Source organism: Streptomyces sp. NPDC057099 (assembly GCF_042671245.1).
GTDB classification, from domain to species: Bacteria; Actinomycetota; Actinomycetes; order Streptomycetales; family Streptomycetaceae; genus Streptomyces; species Streptomyces purpurascens.
The window spans coordinates 75,228-91,052 of record NZ_JBHUTX010000025.1; the positions used below are offsets into that span (position 1 = coordinate 75,228).

7 protein-coding genes and 1 pseudogene are annotated in these 15,825 nt (G+C 71.4%); 7 read left to right on the forward strand and 1 reads right to left on the reverse strand.

The features are described from left to right. Positions 1-127: 127 nt before the first annotated feature. Positions 128-2,954: pseudogene (locus ACFT4A_RS26755) on the forward strand (alpha/beta hydrolase family protein). 94 nt (positions 2,955-3,048) lie between these two features. On the opposite strand, the gene ACFT4A_RS26760 reads toward ACFT4A_RS26755, so the two are convergent. Next, positions 3,049-6,261 (reverse strand): glycoside hydrolase N-terminal domain-containing protein, encoded by a 3,213-nt coding sequence (locus ACFT4A_RS26760; RefSeq protein WP_382834452.1) that lies wholly within the window; start codon positions 6,259-6,261, stop codon positions 3,049-3,051. Positions 6,262-6,510: 249 nt separating this feature from the next. Between ACFT4A_RS26760 and ACFT4A_RS26765 the strand changes: the two genes are divergently transcribed. The 6 genes from ACFT4A_RS26765 (at position 6,511) to ACFT4A_RS26790 (ending at position 15,783) form a co-directional block, all read left to right on the forward strand. Next, on the forward strand, positions 6,511-8,571 hold the full coding sequence (locus ACFT4A_RS26765; RefSeq protein ID WP_382834454.1) for a dynamin family protein: 2,061 nt from the start codon (positions 6,511-6,513) through the stop codon (positions 8,569-8,571). Beyond that, on the forward strand, positions 8,568-10,142 hold the full coding sequence (locus ACFT4A_RS26770; protein ID WP_382834457.1) for a dynamin family protein: 1,575 nt from the start codon (positions 8,568-8,570) through the stop codon (positions 10,140-10,142). Before ACFT4A_RS26765 ends, ACFT4A_RS26770 begins: the two co-directional genes overlap by 4 nt. After that, positions 10,139-12,460, forward strand: coding sequence for an Hsp70 family protein (locus ACFT4A_RS26775; RefSeq protein ID WP_382834460.1), 2,322 nt, complete (start codon positions 10,139-10,141; stop codon positions 12,458-12,460). The genes ACFT4A_RS26770 and ACFT4A_RS26775 overlap by 4 nt, the downstream gene beginning before the upstream one ends. A gap of 98 nt (positions 12,461-12,558) precedes the next feature. Next, the gene (locus tag ACFT4A_RS26780; RefSeq protein WP_382834463.1) at positions 12,559-13,101 is read left to right on the forward strand and encodes an RNA polymerase sigma factor; all 543 of its coding nucleotides are present in this window, start codon (positions 12,559-12,561) and stop codon (positions 13,099-13,101) included. Between the two features lie 23 nt (positions 13,102-13,124). Beyond that, entirely contained in the window at positions 13,125-13,322 is a 198-nt protein-coding gene (locus tag ACFT4A_RS26785; RefSeq protein ID WP_382834466.1) for a hypothetical protein, read from the forward strand. Positions 13,323-13,365: 43 nt separating this feature from the next. Next, a complete protein-coding gene (locus ACFT4A_RS26790; protein ID WP_382834469.1) occupies positions 13,366-15,783 on the forward strand; it encodes an Hsp70 family protein in 2,418 nt (805 codons plus the stop codon). The last annotated feature ends 42 nt before the right edge of the window (positions 15,784-15,825 follow it).

A 15,825-nucleotide genomic window follows, 5' to 3' on the forward strand; every position in this document is an offset into this window, starting at 1 on the left:
GGGATCAATTTCGAGCAACCCCACGACCCTTCTTTCTCATCTTCTCCCAAGGAACGAAAGAGGCGCCCGGGACACCTGGGACATCTGTGGTGTCCGGGCGCAGGAGCCGATCCGGAGGAGAAGCACGTTGATCCATGCTCGGCGCACATTGGTCGCCACTGCGGCCTTGTTCGCGGTGGTGGTGGGGTCGCCAGGAGTGGCGCACGCCCAGCCGGCCGCCGATCCCACCCCGTCCGCCCCATCCGCCGGCCCGGGCCCCGGACCCGACCGTGGCCTGCCGGCCGGCTGGCAGATCACCGGCAAGAGATCCGGTCAGCAGCTGACCTGGCGCTCGAACAGACCCGTGCCCATGGGCGACGCCGCCGTCGAGTTCTACTCCGGAGACCGGCTCCTGGGCCGGCCCGTGGCCGGCAGGGACGGGCACACCTTCCGCCTCGGTCTCGAAGGCGTGACGCTCGGGGCGGCGAAGGACCTGCAGGTGCGGGCCGCGGGGCGACGCCTCGACGAGGCGGGCGTCAAGGCCGACTCGAAGCGCCGGTCCGCCGAGAAGCAGGTGCGGCCGGCGAAGCCGTCGGAGCCGTCGGCCCTGCCGCCGGCCAACCTCGTGGACCCCGGTGTCCCCGGCCGGTACCGCACGGTCAGCGGCGAGTACGCGCTGAAGTCGGTGCGACTGCCCGACTTCCCCGCCCCGGTGGAGATGCGCGCGACCGTCACCGCACCCGTCGGCGCCCTCGGCAAGCGGCCGCTGGCCCTCTTCCTGCACGGCCGCCACTCCACCTGCTTCACCGGAGGGGCGAACGGTGAGGCACTCGGCGAGTGGCCCTGCCCCACCGGCTCGAAGCCGATACCGAGCCACCGCGGCTATCTGCACGACCAGAAACTCCTGGCGTCCCAGGGGTATGTGACGGTGTCCATATCCGCCAACGGCATCAACGGGCAGGACTACGCGGCACAGGACGCCGGAACCCAGGCCCGCTCCTCCCTGGTACGTCAGCACCTCGCCCGCTGGGCCGACTGGTCGGGCGCCGGACGGACCAAGGCACCCGCGATCGTACGGAAGGCCGCGCGGGCCGACCTGTCGCGTGTGCTCCCTGGTCGGTCACTCGCGCGGCGGCGAGGGCGTGAACCGGGCCGCGATGGACAGCCTCACCAAGCCGCCCGCGGACAAGGACGGCTACCGGGGTCCGGTGCGCTGGAAGATCCGTGGGAACGTCCTCATCGGCCCCACCGTCTTCGGGCAGAACCCGGCTCCCGATGTGCCGTCCATGACGATCCTGCCGGGCTGCGACGGTGACGTGTCCGACCTGCAGGGTGAGATCTACGTGGACGGGACACGCGGCGTGAGCCGTGGTGCCGCCCTGCACAGCGCGGTCTACATGGTCGGGGCCAACCACAACTACTTCAACACCGAGTGGACGCCGGGGCAGGCCGAGGCGCCGGCCGAGGACGACTTCCGGAACGACGAGGAGGAGGCGCCGGACCCGGTGTGCGCGCCGGGGACCGCGACCCGGCTGACGGCGGGGCGGCAGCAGGCCGCCGGTTCGACGTACATCGCCGCCGCTGCCCGGCTGTTCGTCGCGGGCGACGACCGGGTCCGGCCGCTGCTGGACGGCTCGGGCGTCCGCGCGGCGTCCGCGGGTCCCGCACGCGTCCTGACCCACGCCGTCGGTGCCCGTCGCACCGCCGCGTTCCTGCCGGACGCCCCGGTCACCGTGGACGGCGGCCGGTTGTGCGCGCAGGTGGACCCCGACCCCGCAACCGCCTGTCTGAACCCCGAGACCCCCGGCAGGTCACCGCACTTCGCCACGTGGGAGACGGAGCGGGAACCGGGCCGCGACGCCGTGGCGTTCGACTGGTCGGCGCCGGGTTCCGCGGTCCGGGTGCGGCCCGGGCGGCCGGTCTCCCTGAGCGGGGCCAAGTCGCTGGCCCTGCGGGTCATCGTGCCGCCGAACACCACCGGCACGCGCATGGACGTGTCCCTCACGGACACCATGGGCCGGCAGGCGAAGCTCGGCGCCGTCCGCCTCGACGGACTGCCCGGCTCGGGCCAGACGTCGTCGTTCTGGGGTCAGGAAGTACGCGTCCCGCTGACCGCGGCGACGGCGGCCGGGCTGGACCTGAAGCGGGTGAAGTCCCTGGCACTGACCCCGCGCAGCGGATCGGGACGGGCATGGCTGATGGACGCCTGGGGCTGGCGTCCGGGCATGGCGGCGGTACGGCCGGTCGCGCTGCCCCGCGTCGACATCGGCCGGTTGGCGGTCGACGAGGGGAACTCCGGAGTCCGTACCTACAAGGTGCCGGTGCGGCTCTCCGGGAAGGGCAGTGGCCGGATCAGGCTCTTCGTCGCGGACCCCGAGACGCGTGAGGTCACGTCCCGGTCGGTGACGGTGCGGCCCGGCGGCGGCAGCGTCGACGTGCCTGTCGAAGTGCGCGGCAACACCCGCTTCAGCTACGGCACGGAGCACCAGGTGTTCGCGAAGACCGTCCGGGGCGCTGTGGTCGGCAACCACTTCGGTGGCCTGACCGTGAAGGACGAGGATCCGATGCCCACGTTCAGGGCGACGCCGGTCGCGGGCCGGGTCGTCGAGGGCCAGAGTCTGAAGTGGCGGATCGAGCAGTCCGCGGTCGCCGACACGGATCTCTGGCTCGGGGCCGCGTTCGCGCCGGTCGAGGGCGGCGCGGAGCTGTCCAGCACCGACGTCGACCCGCAATGGTTCGAGGAGAACACCGGCGGGTCACCGAGCCCGGCCCGGCCGCTGTCCGAGGTGGAGGTGTTCTTCCCGGACATCACCGTACCCGCGGGGAAGCTGAGCACGGAGGTGACCGTACCCGCCGTCGTGGACGGGGTGAGCGAGCCGGAGGAGTCCCTGCGGATGCGGATCTCCGTCTGGGAGGAAGACCGCGGCGCAGTGGAGGGCCCGGTGCTCGACGGCACGGTGGTGGACGCGCCGTAGGCGAGATGGCTCGGACTCCCTGAGCGGCTGCCGAGCAGAAGGGGACGCGGGTGCCGGAGTTCACGGCACCCGCGTCCCTCGTCTCCCGGTGTCGTCAGGGCCTGCTCGGCTTCACCTTCCTGTCGATGCCGTTCACCCGCACGGTCACCTTCCGCTGGTTCCGCGCCCGGTCGGCGGTGATCGCGTACGACGTCACCTTCCCGTCGCGCCACTCGCAGCCGACCTCGTAGCCGCCCCGGGCACGGAGTCCGCTGAAGGAGCCCTTGGCCTTCCAGTCGTCCGGCAGGGCGGGCAGCAGGTGGATGACGCCGTCGTGGCTCTGCAGGAGCATCTCCGCGACGGCGCCCGAGATACCGAAGTTGCCGTCCATCTGGAAGGGCGGGTGGTCGCAGAACAGGTTGGGCAGCGTGTTGTAGGTGAGCAGTCCGCGCAGCATGATCTGGGCGCGATGCCCGTCACCCAGCCGCGCGAAGAGGGCCGCCCGCCAGGGCCAGGTCCATGATCGGCGGCTGTCGCCCGACACCGTCGCGGCCGTGAAGGGCACGCCTTCCTTCTCGCCGCATCGCGCCTTGAGGGAGACGAGGGCGGCGGCCGCGAACTCGGGCGTTCTCGGGGTGATTTGGCGGCCCGGGTAGACCGCGAAGAGGTGCGAGGTGTGACGGTGGATGTCGGTGGGGCTGTCGATGTCCTCCTGCCATTCCTGCAACTGGCCCCACTTGCCTGTCTTGTTCGGTGCGAGACGCGTCTGCAGGTCCGCGACCTTGGCACGGTAGGCGGGGTCCGCCTTGAGCACCGCCTCGCAGTCGAGGTAGTTCTGGAACAGGTCCCAGATGATCTGCTGGTCGTACATCACGCCGTCCTCGCGCGGCCCGTGCTCGGGGGACCAGCCGTTGGGTGCGACGAGGAGTCCGTCCTCGCGCTCCTTGAGATGGTCCTCCCAGAACTCGCAGATCTCCTTGATCATCGGGTAGGCGAGGGTGCGGAGGTACCCCAGGTCCTGGGTGAACGCCCAGTGCTCGTAGAGGTGTTGCGCGTACCAGGCGCTCGCGACGGTGTTCCACTCCCACGCGTTGCCGCCGAAGACGCTCTGGCTGGTGCGGGCGGTCCAGCCGCGCGTGTCCTTGCCGAAGGCGTTGCGGGTCGCCACACGGCTGGGCACCGCCACCTGCTCGATGAACCGGACGAGTGCCTCGTGGCACTCCGGCAGGTTGGTCGTCTCGGCTCCCCAGTAGTTCATCTGGACGTTGATGTTGGTGTGGTAGTCGGAGGCCCACGCCGGCTGGTTGCTGTCGTTCCACAGGCCTTGGAGGTTGGCGGGCAGGCCGTTCGGGCGCGAGGAACCGACCAGCAGGTAGCGGCCGTAGTCGAACATCGTCTGCTCGAGTGTCGGGTCCGCCCCGCCCGCCGCGTAGCGCGCCAGCCGGGCGTCGGTCGGCAGAGCGACGACGGCTGGGTCGGAGGTGCCCCAGTCGACCGAGACGCGGTTCATGAGGGCGCGCGTCTCGGCGATGTGCTTCTCGCGCAGCTTGTCGTAGGACCGGGAGGCCGCCTTGCCGAGCGCTCTGGCGATGCCCGGTTCCGGATCGGGTCCGCGCCACCCGGCGGCGGCGTCGAGCCTGTAGTCGGTACGGGCGTCCAGGAGCAGGGTCAGGGTGGTGCAGCCGCTGAAGCGGAGCGTCGATCCGTCGGCGCGGATGTCGCCGTCGGTGTGCACGGCCTGGACGGTGCACGCGTGCTTGAGGCCGTTGCCCATGACACCGCTGAAGGCGATCCGGCGGGCGCCTGCGTCGACGGTCGTCGGCGTGTCGTCCTGTGCGGACGTCAGCGATATCGCTCCGGAGAGTCCACGGGCGCGGTCCGACGTGTAGCGGAAGACCATCACCTCCGCTGAACGGCTCGCGAAGGCCTCCCGCAGGACGCGTCGTCCCGGCGCCCCGAAGCGGGTGACGTGCAGTCCCCTGACGAAGTCGAGGGTGCGCCGGTAGTCGACGACCGTGCGCTGTGTGCGCGTGTCGAAGCCCTTGCCTTCCAGCGCGATACCCGCGATCTGGAAGCCGGTGGACGACGCGCCGGGGGTCAGGGAGAGCCGGTAGACGCGGTAGGCCGTGTTGTTGGTGATCCGGAACGTCCGGGTCTCGCCGCGCCCGGCGAAGGGCGCACCGGGGTTCTGCGTGTCGAGGGTCGTCCAGGCGGTCCCGTCCTTCGACGCCTCGAGCCGCCATCGCCGGGGGTCGTCCTTCGGACGGTCCGGGGCCGCTGTCAGCGTGTACGAGGTGACGACGACCGCGCGGGGCAGCTCGGCCTGCCATACGACCGTTGGCGCGGGGGCGTCGACCCGCCAGACCGTGGCCGGATCGCCGTCCGCCGAACATGAGAGGTCCGCGGCACGGGACCCGGTCCCGGAGCCGGAGCCCTTGGAATGCCCGCTCGGCGACGACAGGTACAGCACACCGCCCGCGCCGAGGTCGACACCGGACAGTCCGATCTCGCTCACCTGAAAGTGGCTGACGCCTGCCTTGGGGACGAAGTCGAACCGGTAGAAGCGGTAGGCCGCGGGGTCGGCAGCACAGGTGAATTCCTTCGTCTGGAAGCGGCTTTCGAAGGGCGCTTCCAGCGTGCGTCCGTCGAGCGTGGTCCAGGTGGCGCCGTCGGCGGAACCGGAGAACGTCCACTCCTGCGGGTCGCGCTGCGGCACGTCGTTGGCACTCGTCAGACGGTAGGACGCGACCGTGACGGGTTCGGGAAGCTCGACCTGCCACCGCACCTGCGAACCGGGCCCCTCGATGCACCACTTGGTGCTGGAGTCGCCGTCGTACGTCTTGTCGACGCCCTCCGATGAGGAGCTGCTGTACGGTCCCCCCGGGGCCGTGACCTTCGGACTCGCTCGGGGCGCGAAGGTGACGACGACGTCGCCGAAGTTCCGGTACGAGCCGAAGCCGGTCATGCCGGTGTCGAATTCGCTGTCCGGCTTGCCCGCGAGGGCGTTGTCATAGTTGTTGACCCCGCCCCACAGGCTCTGTTCGTTGAACTGGATGCGCTCCTCGTAGGGATCGGCGAAGAGCATGGCACCGAGCCTGCCGTTGCCGATCGGCAGGGCCTGCGACTGCCAGTCCGTGGCGGGTACGGAGTAGGTCAATGCCTCGCGCGACAGGGTCGGCCACTGGACGGCCGCCGGCGCGTCGGCCCCTGCGGCAACGGCCTGCGCCAGGGGAGTTCCGCCGGTCAACTGAGCGAGCAGAGGCGCGAAGGCGAGGCCACCACCGGCCTTGAGAATGCTGCGTCGCTGCGGTTGGGATTCATTGATCACGGTGAGATCTCCCGGCCCAGTCATCGGCTCTTTCACAGGGGAAGTGACAGCCACATCGACACTCGCCGAGGGCGCGAACATCGTCGCCGGGGAATAGATCGGATGTCTATAGGCGTGCGCCACTGACCCAACTGGCGCGCGTTGCGCCTGGCCGTTCCGCGCCAGGGGAACAAAGCCGCCGTATGCCGAATCCAAGGGATGTCAGTGGTCGTCTCGGACGACCGCGGGTGTCGCGAGGCGGAGGACGGCATGGAACGACTCGATACGGGCGAACTGGCGGCCCGGACTGCGCACGTGGTGGAGCACCTCGCCGCGGCAGCGGGCAAGAGGGCGCTGGCGGAGACCGAGTCCCGTCTGCGCGAAGCGGCACGCAGACTCGCCGACGGCCGAATCGTCGTCGTGGTCTGCGGCGAGTTCAACCGCGGCAAGTCCAGTCTCGTCAATGCCCTGGTGGAGCGGAAGGGTCTCCTCCCCGTCGATGTGCTGCAGACCACCAGCGTGGTCACCACGGTCGGCTGGGGCCCGCAGGCGCAGGCGACGGCCCGGTTGCGCGACGCGGGCGGTGAGACCGAGGCACGGGCGATCCCCCTCGACGAGATAGCGCACTACGTGACGGAGAGCTCGAACCCGGGCAACCGGCACCGGGCCGAGCTCATCGAAGTGCTGCTGCCCCACCCGAAGCTGGCCGACGGCGTCACCCTGGTCGACACACCGGGCGTGGGGGGCGTGTTCCCCGAGCACACCGCGATGACCACGGGGTTCCTCGCCTCGGCCGACGCGGTGGTGTTCGTCGCCGACATGACCTCGCCGCTGACGGCGAGCGAACTGCGGTTCCTGGGGCACGCCGTCACCGCGACGGACTCCGGCCCGGACGAGGACGGGCTGCTCGTCGTCCTCACCCGGGCGGACCAGGCCGCCCTCGCCGACCGGCGCGAGATGCTGGCCAACACCCGCGCGAAGCTCGCCGAGCTGACCGGCCGACCCACGGGTGACACCTCCGTCCTGCCGGTCTCGACCCGCCTCAGGCTCCGGTACCTGGACTCCGGTTCCGAGGCGCCGGACGAGGACAGCGGCTACCCGTTGTTCGAGGCCGTCCTCTGGAGGGGTTTGCGGCGGCGCCGCGCCCGGTTGCTGCTGGCGCGCCCCCTGGAGGAGGCCGGTGCCGCGGTGGAGGCGCTGCTGCGCCCGCTGGCGGCGGAACAGGAGGCACTCGCCCGGGAGACGGACGAGACACTCTCCCGGATGCGGGCGGAGGCCGAGGCCGGGCAGCAGCGCATCACCGAGTTGCGGAGCACCGGGGCACAGTGGCGCACGGCACTGCGGTCGCAGCTCAGGGACCTGCGCAGGGACCTGGTCATGGCCCTGCACGACGAACTCGACACCGTGTGGCAGCGCGTGTGCACGGAGTACCTCTACGACGAGGCGCTCCAGGACGACATGGACGAGCTGGCCGCGCAGGTGTCCGCGGCGTACGCGGCGGTGGCCGGTGCCACGGCACGCCGCGCGGAGTCCGAACTGAACGCGCTGGTCAGCGGATTCGCACAGCGCCACGGCATCGGTCTCAGCCCCACCGCGAACAGCCGGATCGACGCCGTCGGCCCGCTGCGGCTGGAACCGGACCTCGGTGCCGAGGAGCAGCCCGGCAAGGCGATGCCCATCGGTCGTGACGGTGCGTTCGGTGCCTCGATGGGGGCGGCGATCGGCGGCACCGTGTTCGGCCCGTTGGGCGCGGCGATCGGGGCCGCGGCCGGGCTGCTGGCGGGTCTGCTGCGTGGAGTCAAGGCCGCCCGCCACCAGGAGCTGCAGACGCGTCGCCGGAACCTGCGGGACCAACTCGGCATGGCCCGCGGACGCCAGCAACGGGTCATCGTCCATGGGCTCGGCAACCTGCTGGACACCGCGGCCGACAGGGCGGAGCAGGAACTCGACAGTCTGCTGCGGCAGCAGACCGAGACCGTGGGCGACACCCTTGAACGGTTGAAGGCGACCGCCGAGGCCACGCGCGAGCAGGCCCGCGCCCGTCACGAGACGCTGGCGCGGGAGCACACGGAGCTGCTCACCACCGGGCAGGAGGTGGCCACGCTCGCGGCCCTGGTCACCGAACTCGTCACGGAAGCGGACACGGACCTGCCGCCCGCACCGCGGCTGGAGGAGGACGGCGCGGACGCGGAAGCCGCAGCCGAGGGAGCAGCCGGACATGAGGCACCCGGAGCAGAGGCCGGTACCACGGGGCCGGAGCCAGGAACGGGACTAGACACAGGGCCGGGCTCGCGGCCCGAGACCGAGCCGGAAGCGAAGCCGGAAGCGTGAGCGGCTCCGCGGCTCTCCGCCAAGCCGCACTGGACGTGCTCCGGGACAGAGCGACCTCGGACGGTCTGCCGGAGACCTTTCGCCGCACCCTCGCCGACCAGGCCGACCGGCTGTCCGCACCGTTCTCCGTGGCCCTGGTCGGCAGGGTCAGCGCGGGCAAGTCCACCCTGGTCAACGCGCTGCTCGGCGAGCGGATCGCACCGACCGGGGTCACTGAACTGACGATGACTGTCAACCGATTCCGCCACGGCACCGAGCCCTCGCTGACCGTGCGCTGCCTGGACGGCACCGTGACCCGGCACCAGCACCTGTCCGAACTGGAGTCGCTCACCGTACGGTCGGCGGACGATCCTGACCGGCAGGCGACGCTACGGCGGATCGACTACCTGGAGACCTGTCACCCGCACGGACAGCTCGCCGAACTGGAGATCATCGACACCCCGGGCCTCGACTCCTTCACCGGCCCGGAGTCGGCGTCCACACTGCGTCTCCTCGGCCGGACCGGACAGGACCTCACCGACTCGACGCTCGCGGAGAGCGCGCGGGCCGACGCCATGGTCCTGACGTTCACCGCGCGCGGCGCCCACCGGGACGACATACGGCTCACCGCCGAGTTCATGACCCAGGTGCCCGGCCTCGGTCCGCTCAACACCGTCGGTGTCCTCAACAAGGTCGAACTGCTGTGGGACCCGGACGACGCGCCGGATCCGATGCGGCCCGCCGGGCGGCTCGCCGACCAGCTCATGCGTACGGCGGGGACCTCCCGGCTGCTGTACTCGGTGGTCCCGGTGGCGGGACTGCTCGGCTCCGGGGCTTCCTGCATGGACGCCACCGACCTCGCCGGCCTGTCGCGACTGGCCACGACGACCGCTCCGCGACGGCTGGCCGAACGTGCGGCCCACAGCGACGCGTTCACCGGCCCGGACACCGGTCTCCCGCTCTCCCCCGGGGAGCGTGCCCGGCTGTTCGGGCGGTTCGGCGGCTGGGGTGTGGTGGAGGCGTGCCGGTTGCTGCGCGAGGGAGCCGACACCGTCGGCACGCTGCGGGGCGAACTCCTCCGGGTGTCCGGCATCGACGCACTGCGCGCCCTGCTGCGCGACCACTTCGGTGGCCGCGCCGATCTCATCAAGGCCGCGCAGGCATTCCGCACCGTGCCGCGTCTCGCCGAGCTGACCGCCCGGTCACTGCGTGGTGAACCGGCGCGGGCCGTGGAGTCGGTGGCCGGCGCGCTGACCGCCGTGGAACTGCGGCACTCCCAGGCGTACGCGGAACTGCGCGCGCTGCGCGACCACTTCGAAGGACGGCTCGACCTCCCCGCCGAGCAGACCGCGGAACTCCTCCGGGTGACCGGCGAGCACGGCACCGGCGCGGCCGCCCGGCTCGGACTGCCCGCCGACGCGGAGCACGCACTGCTGCTCCGCACGGCGCGCGCCCGGCTGGACCACTGGCACGCGGAGTTGTCGGCGCCCACGGCGTACGGGGCCGCGCGTCAGGCTCAGTTGACGGTGCGCCAGGCATACGAGGTCCTCCACCACCGCATCGCCTCCGGGCAGGAAGGAATGGCCGAATGAGCCCGACCGAAGCTCCCGCGGAAGCGGTCCTGGTCGTCGACTTCGGGACGACCACCACCCAGGCGGCTCTGGTGGAGGGGGACTCGATACGCATCCTGCACGAGCCGGCCACCGGGGCGGTGTTCTGGCCTTCCTCGGTGCTCGCCGACGGGGCGGGCGGACTCCTGGTCGGTTCCCCCGCCGAGCGCGGCAAGCGGCTGCGCCCGTCCCGCTACCGCTCGGAGATCAAGCGGGACCTCGGCAGTACCGTGCCCCTCCTGGTCGACGGAACGCCCTACCCGGCGACGGAGCTCGTGAGCGCCGTACTGCGGGCGGTCGCCGCGGAGGCACACCGCATGCTGGGCCGGCCACCACGCCATGTGCTCCTCACCGTCCCCGCCGCGTACGGCCCCGCCGATCCGCGCCGCGACGCGATGATCCGGGCAGCGGCCGACGCCGGGCTCGACCGGGCGGAACTGCTCGTGGAGCCGGTGGCGGCGGCGTACGCCCATCCCGTGGGAGCCCGGTTCGCCGCCGGGGACGTGATCCTCGTCCACGACTTCGGAGGCGGCACCTTCGACGCGGCGGTGGTGCGGATCGGGGCTGCGCAGCACGAGGTGCTCGGTCACGCCTCGTTGGAGGACTGCGGGGGGAGGGATGTGGACGCGGCGCTGCTGCAATACCTGACGGAACATCACTCGGTGCACTCGGAAGCGCCGGGAGATGCCGACAACGTAAAGGCGCTGCGGGGCGGGATCGCGACGGCCGACTTCGTGCGGGACCTGAAGCACGGCCTCAGTACAACCCTTCAGGTGGAGGATCTCTCCCCCAGCGGCGACGTGGTCCTCCTTGAGCGCGCCGTGCTGGACACCCTGGCGGGGAAGCTGCTCGACCGGACCGTCGAATGCTGCCGCGACCTGCTGGCCAAGGCGGACGTCCGTTCGGAGGGGCTGACGGCCGTGCTCATGGTCGGCGGCAGCAGCCGCAGCCCGGTGGTGCGGGAGCATCTCGAACCGCTCCTCGGCGTCCCCGTACGCCACCCGGAGGATCCGCAGCTCGCCGTGGTCAAGGGCGCTGCGACCTGGGCGTCGCAGGCACCGTCCCGTGATCTGCGGCCCAGGCTCAGGCTGCCGGGGACGGAGCCGCTGGCCTGGACGGTTCCGGGCGGCTCCGCGGTCTTCCTCGGCCCGGTGGTCCCGGAGGGGGAGTCGTACGAAGCGGGTGACGTGCTCGCGGAGGCACGGTCGACCGAGGGCACGCTGCACCGGCTGCGGGCTGCCCACGCGGGCGAGGTCCGGAGCTGGCACAGGGAGGCGGGCGGGCGGTTCCTCTCCGGGGACTGGCTGGTCACGGCGGTGGAGCCCACGCCTGATGTGATCGTGCCGCTGTGGCGGGCGACGATGAGCGATGTCAGGGCGATCGGCTGGACCCGCGCGGGAACCCTTCGGATGGCGAAGCAGAAGTCCGTGGAGGAATGGGCCGAGGGACAGCAGGTGCGGAGGTTGGCGGAACTCCGCCTGGCCGACGGGACGACGCGGTTCGACCCAGGGGGCGAGGCGGTCGTGCTGACCGATCTGGATGCCCGGACCGCGGCGGTGCAGACGCCGGGCGGCCACGAACGCCTGGTCGGGCTCGTTCCGCACAACCATCCCCGCTCTACCCGAGTCCTGGAAGCCCTGCCCGTGAGTCCGGACCGGCTGGCTGTGACGATCATGACGAATCCGGACTCGTCCAAGCGAAAGGTCACCCTTTGGGTCGTCGATGTCCTGGGCGGCGGCAGTCGGCATGTGCTGGATCTGCCGTTCGACAACGACAGGGACAAGGAATCCGAGCCCCATCCACGACGACTCGGGCTGTGTTCAGGATCCCGAGGCGTCGTCTGGGCAGCGAAGCAGGGCGCCGTCGCACTCATCTCCTGCGGCGTGGGCCCAGGGAGGGTCCTCAAGGAGATTCCCTCACCGCCCACAGGAGGCCGAAGGATCGCGGCTGTGCACCCCGACGGCCGAGTAGCGGCCGTGCAGCCCAGAGGCCGATTCTGGAGCCGGTTCACCGCCATCGCGGGCATGTCCAGTTCCGAGACCGTCAGTGTGGGCAAGTCGGAGCTGACCACACCCACCACGGCGGCTCTGGAGTTCTCGCCGGACGGCCGGGTGCTGGCGATCGCGCTGCAGACCGGCTGGTGCCGGATCGTGGACAGCAAGACCTGCGTGCCCCTCGCCGAACTCGCCCACTCCCCCGCCCCGATCACCCATCTCGCCTGGTCCCACGACGGAACCCGACTGGCCCTGGCCGGTGGCGGAAAAGTATCCGTGTGGAGCGGGGAACTTTTCCGCCCTTAGGCCGATCTATGGGCCATCGGGCGTCGGTTCTCCGCCATGCGGTCGGCGGACGCGACCGACGAGGGCACACCTGTGGGGGGTCGGTGTTGGGGAACGTGATGTCGCAGGACCTGACGGGTCTGAGCGACGAGGAACTCGTACCGCGCGCGGTGAAGGGCGACCGGCACGCGCTCGAACAACTACTGCGTCGGCATCGCACCACGGTACTGACCGTGTGCGCGGGCATCACGGGCAACCGGGAGGACGCCCTGGACGCCTGCCAGAACGCGCTGATCCGCGTGACCGGCGCCATCGGAGGATTCCGCTCCGAGGCCCGCTTCACGACATGGCTGCGCGCCATCGCCGTCAACGCCGCGAAGGCCGAGATCGCGCAACGGGGCCGTCGTCCCTGCCCCGTCGGCGACGACTTACTGCCCACGGAGCCCGTCCGGGCGGTGGACGGACGCGTCACCGACGGTCTACGCGTGCAACAGGCCCTGGCCGCGCTGGACGTCGACTTCCGCGCGGTCGTCGTCCTACGGCATCTGTGCGGGTGCAGCTACGACGAGATCGCGCATGTGCTCCGGATACCGATGGGCACGGTCAAGAGCCGTCTGTCCCGGGCGCGGCTGGATCTGCTGGAGCTGCTCCGGCTCGAGTGAACCACGACCACGAGGAGACCGAGATGAACGAGGAACGGCGGGACCACCTGCCGAACCCCCCGGAACCACCTGACACGGACCCGGACACGGTGGCCACGCCGGAGATCCTGGCCCGGCTGCACGCCCTGCTCACCGTCCTGCCCCTGCCGGAGATCGACGACGTGTCCTGGGACGCGCTGGTCACCGACGCGCTGGACCACATGCCTGCCCGTCAGCTCTGAAGCGAATTCCGTACCGGCCCGAACGAAAGGCGGCTCCCGCCCCATGGCGCAAGAACCCGTCCTCGCCATCGACTTCGGCACCTCCACCTCGGCCGTGGCGCTGCTCGCCGACGGCCGGGTCCGTATGGTCAAGGAGCCCTCCGGCGACTCCTGGGCGTGGCCCTCGGCCGTGTCCTGGGACGGCTCACGGCTGCTGGTCGGCACACCTGCCGAGCACCGCAAGTCCATGTACCCGTCCTCCTTCCGCGGCGAGTTCAAACGGAACCTCGGCGAGAGCACCCCACTGGTGCTCGGCGACGCCTCGTATCAGGCGCAGGAGTTGGTGACCGCGCTGCTCTCCGCCATGCGGGGCGAGGCGGAACGGCTCTACGGCCGGCCCATCACCCGGGCCGTGCTGACCTGCCCCGCCTCCTACGGCCCCGGTGACCCGCGCCGCGCCCTGCTCATCGGCGCCGGCGAGGCGGCCGGTCTCACCGCCGTCGATCTGCTGCCCGAGCCGGTGGCCGCGGCGTTCGCCCCGCTGGCCGGAGCCGCCTTCGAACCGGGACGCCTTGTTCTGGTGTACGACTTCGGTGGCGGCACCTTCGACGCGGCACTGATCAGGACGGCGGCGCAAGGCGACCCGGACGGGACCGTGGAGGTGCTGGGACACGCGGCACTGGACGACTGCGGCGGCCACGACATCGACGTCCTGCTCGCGGAGGAACTCGTACGGCGCGGTGGTGCCACGCTCTCGTCCTGGCTGCACCCGGGGCAGGAGCAGGACGACGAGAAGGGCGGCGCCAAGGCGTCCGGGAGGTCCTCCGCGAAGTCCTCCGGCCCGACGGCGAACGCGGAGGACGGGCTGCGGCGCACTCTCGACCTCGGCGATTTCGCACACCGGTTCAAGCACCGGCTGAGCGTGGAGGCGGAGATCGAGGACTACTTCCGCTCCGCTGGCCTGCCCGTGGGCCTCGACCGCGCCCGGCTGGCCGAGCTCACCGCCCCCCTCGTCACCCGTACCGTCGCCTGCTGCCGGGACCTGCTCGACCGCTGCGGACAGAGCGCCGACCGGCTGGCGGCCGTACTGCTGGTCGGCGGCACCACCCGGATGCCGGCGGTGCGGGACGCGCTGGAGCAGGCGTTCCCCGGGCTGCTGCGCGGCGTGGAGGACCCGGAGCTGGCGGTGGCGCAGGGCGCGGCCGCGTGGGCGGGGACGGCCACCGAAAGGTACTCGGTCGCCGGGCGGCCCGCCGGACTCAGCATCCCGCTCTCCTGGGAGTTGCCGGGAGGAGGAACCGGGAGGTTGCTGCAGTGGTATGTCGGCCCCGGTGACGACTACCCCGCCGACGCGGTGTTCGCCCTGGTCCGGCTGACCGACGGGGGGCTGTGGGAACTACGCGCGGACGGGCGCCCCGGTACGGTGGCGCAACTTCACTCGGAGGCCGGCTCCGAGGTCTCCTCCGGCGACTGGCTGGTCACGACCGGACGGGACGAGCCGACCGGGCGGGGGCGGCGGCGCGGTACCCGCGTGGGCGCCATGCCGTCGTGGGAGGACCTGGCACCCCCGCCGAGCACCGCTCTGCCCATCGGTGACGGCGCCACGGCCTACGGACGCGTCCTGTTGGTACCCGGCGGCCGCCATGTCGTGACCCAGCACGGTCAGGGGACGGTGGGCTGGGAACGGAACCCGGACGGGCTCAAGCCGCTGTGGGAGCTGCCCTCGGTCTTCCGGGTGGTGTCCGCCGGGTGCTCGGGTGCGCTCCTTGCCGTCGTACCGGTGGAGGGCACCGGCCACGCGCAGAGGGTCGACGTGGTCGACGTCGTCTCCGGTGAGGTACAGGGGTCCGTCCCCTTCGACGGTGCCTGCCTTACGGCCGCTTTCTCCTCCGACGACGGCCGCCTCGCCGTACTCGACAATCAGCGACGCCTTCGGATCTCCGCTCTCCCCGGCGGGAAAGTGCTCACCGAGACTGATCTGTCGCGCTACAGCATGACCGGTGAGCAGTTGGTCCTCGATCCGGCGCTCGAGTTCGCCGCGTTCCCCGTCGGCAACAGTGTGATCATCTGCCATGTACAGGGGCGTCAGCTCGCCCAGCCCCCGCAGCTCACCGTCAACGACCCGCGCAAACTGCTCGCCCTGCCGTCCACGGCCGGCTTCGCCTCGGGGTCGAGTGTCCCTCAGGCGGTGGACGTGTGGAGCCTCGACGGGCATGCCTTCCGCTTGCACGACCTGGCTCTGGTCAAGCCGCACCTCCTGGCCGTCAGCGCGGACGAGCGTCTGCTCGCGGCCGCCGACCCCGGTGGCCTCGTCGCGGTCTGGGAACTTCCGCATCCCGCGACAGCCGATGAGGTGCAGGAGGTTCCCCGCTCCGCACAGCGCATGCTCCTCCCCATGCCGGTCCGCGACCTGGCCTTCGGCGCCGACACCGCCACCCTGATCGCCGCCACCGACCGCGAGATCCACGTCTGGGATCTCTGACCTGTGACCAGAGGGGATCTCCGACCTGGGATCTCCACCTGG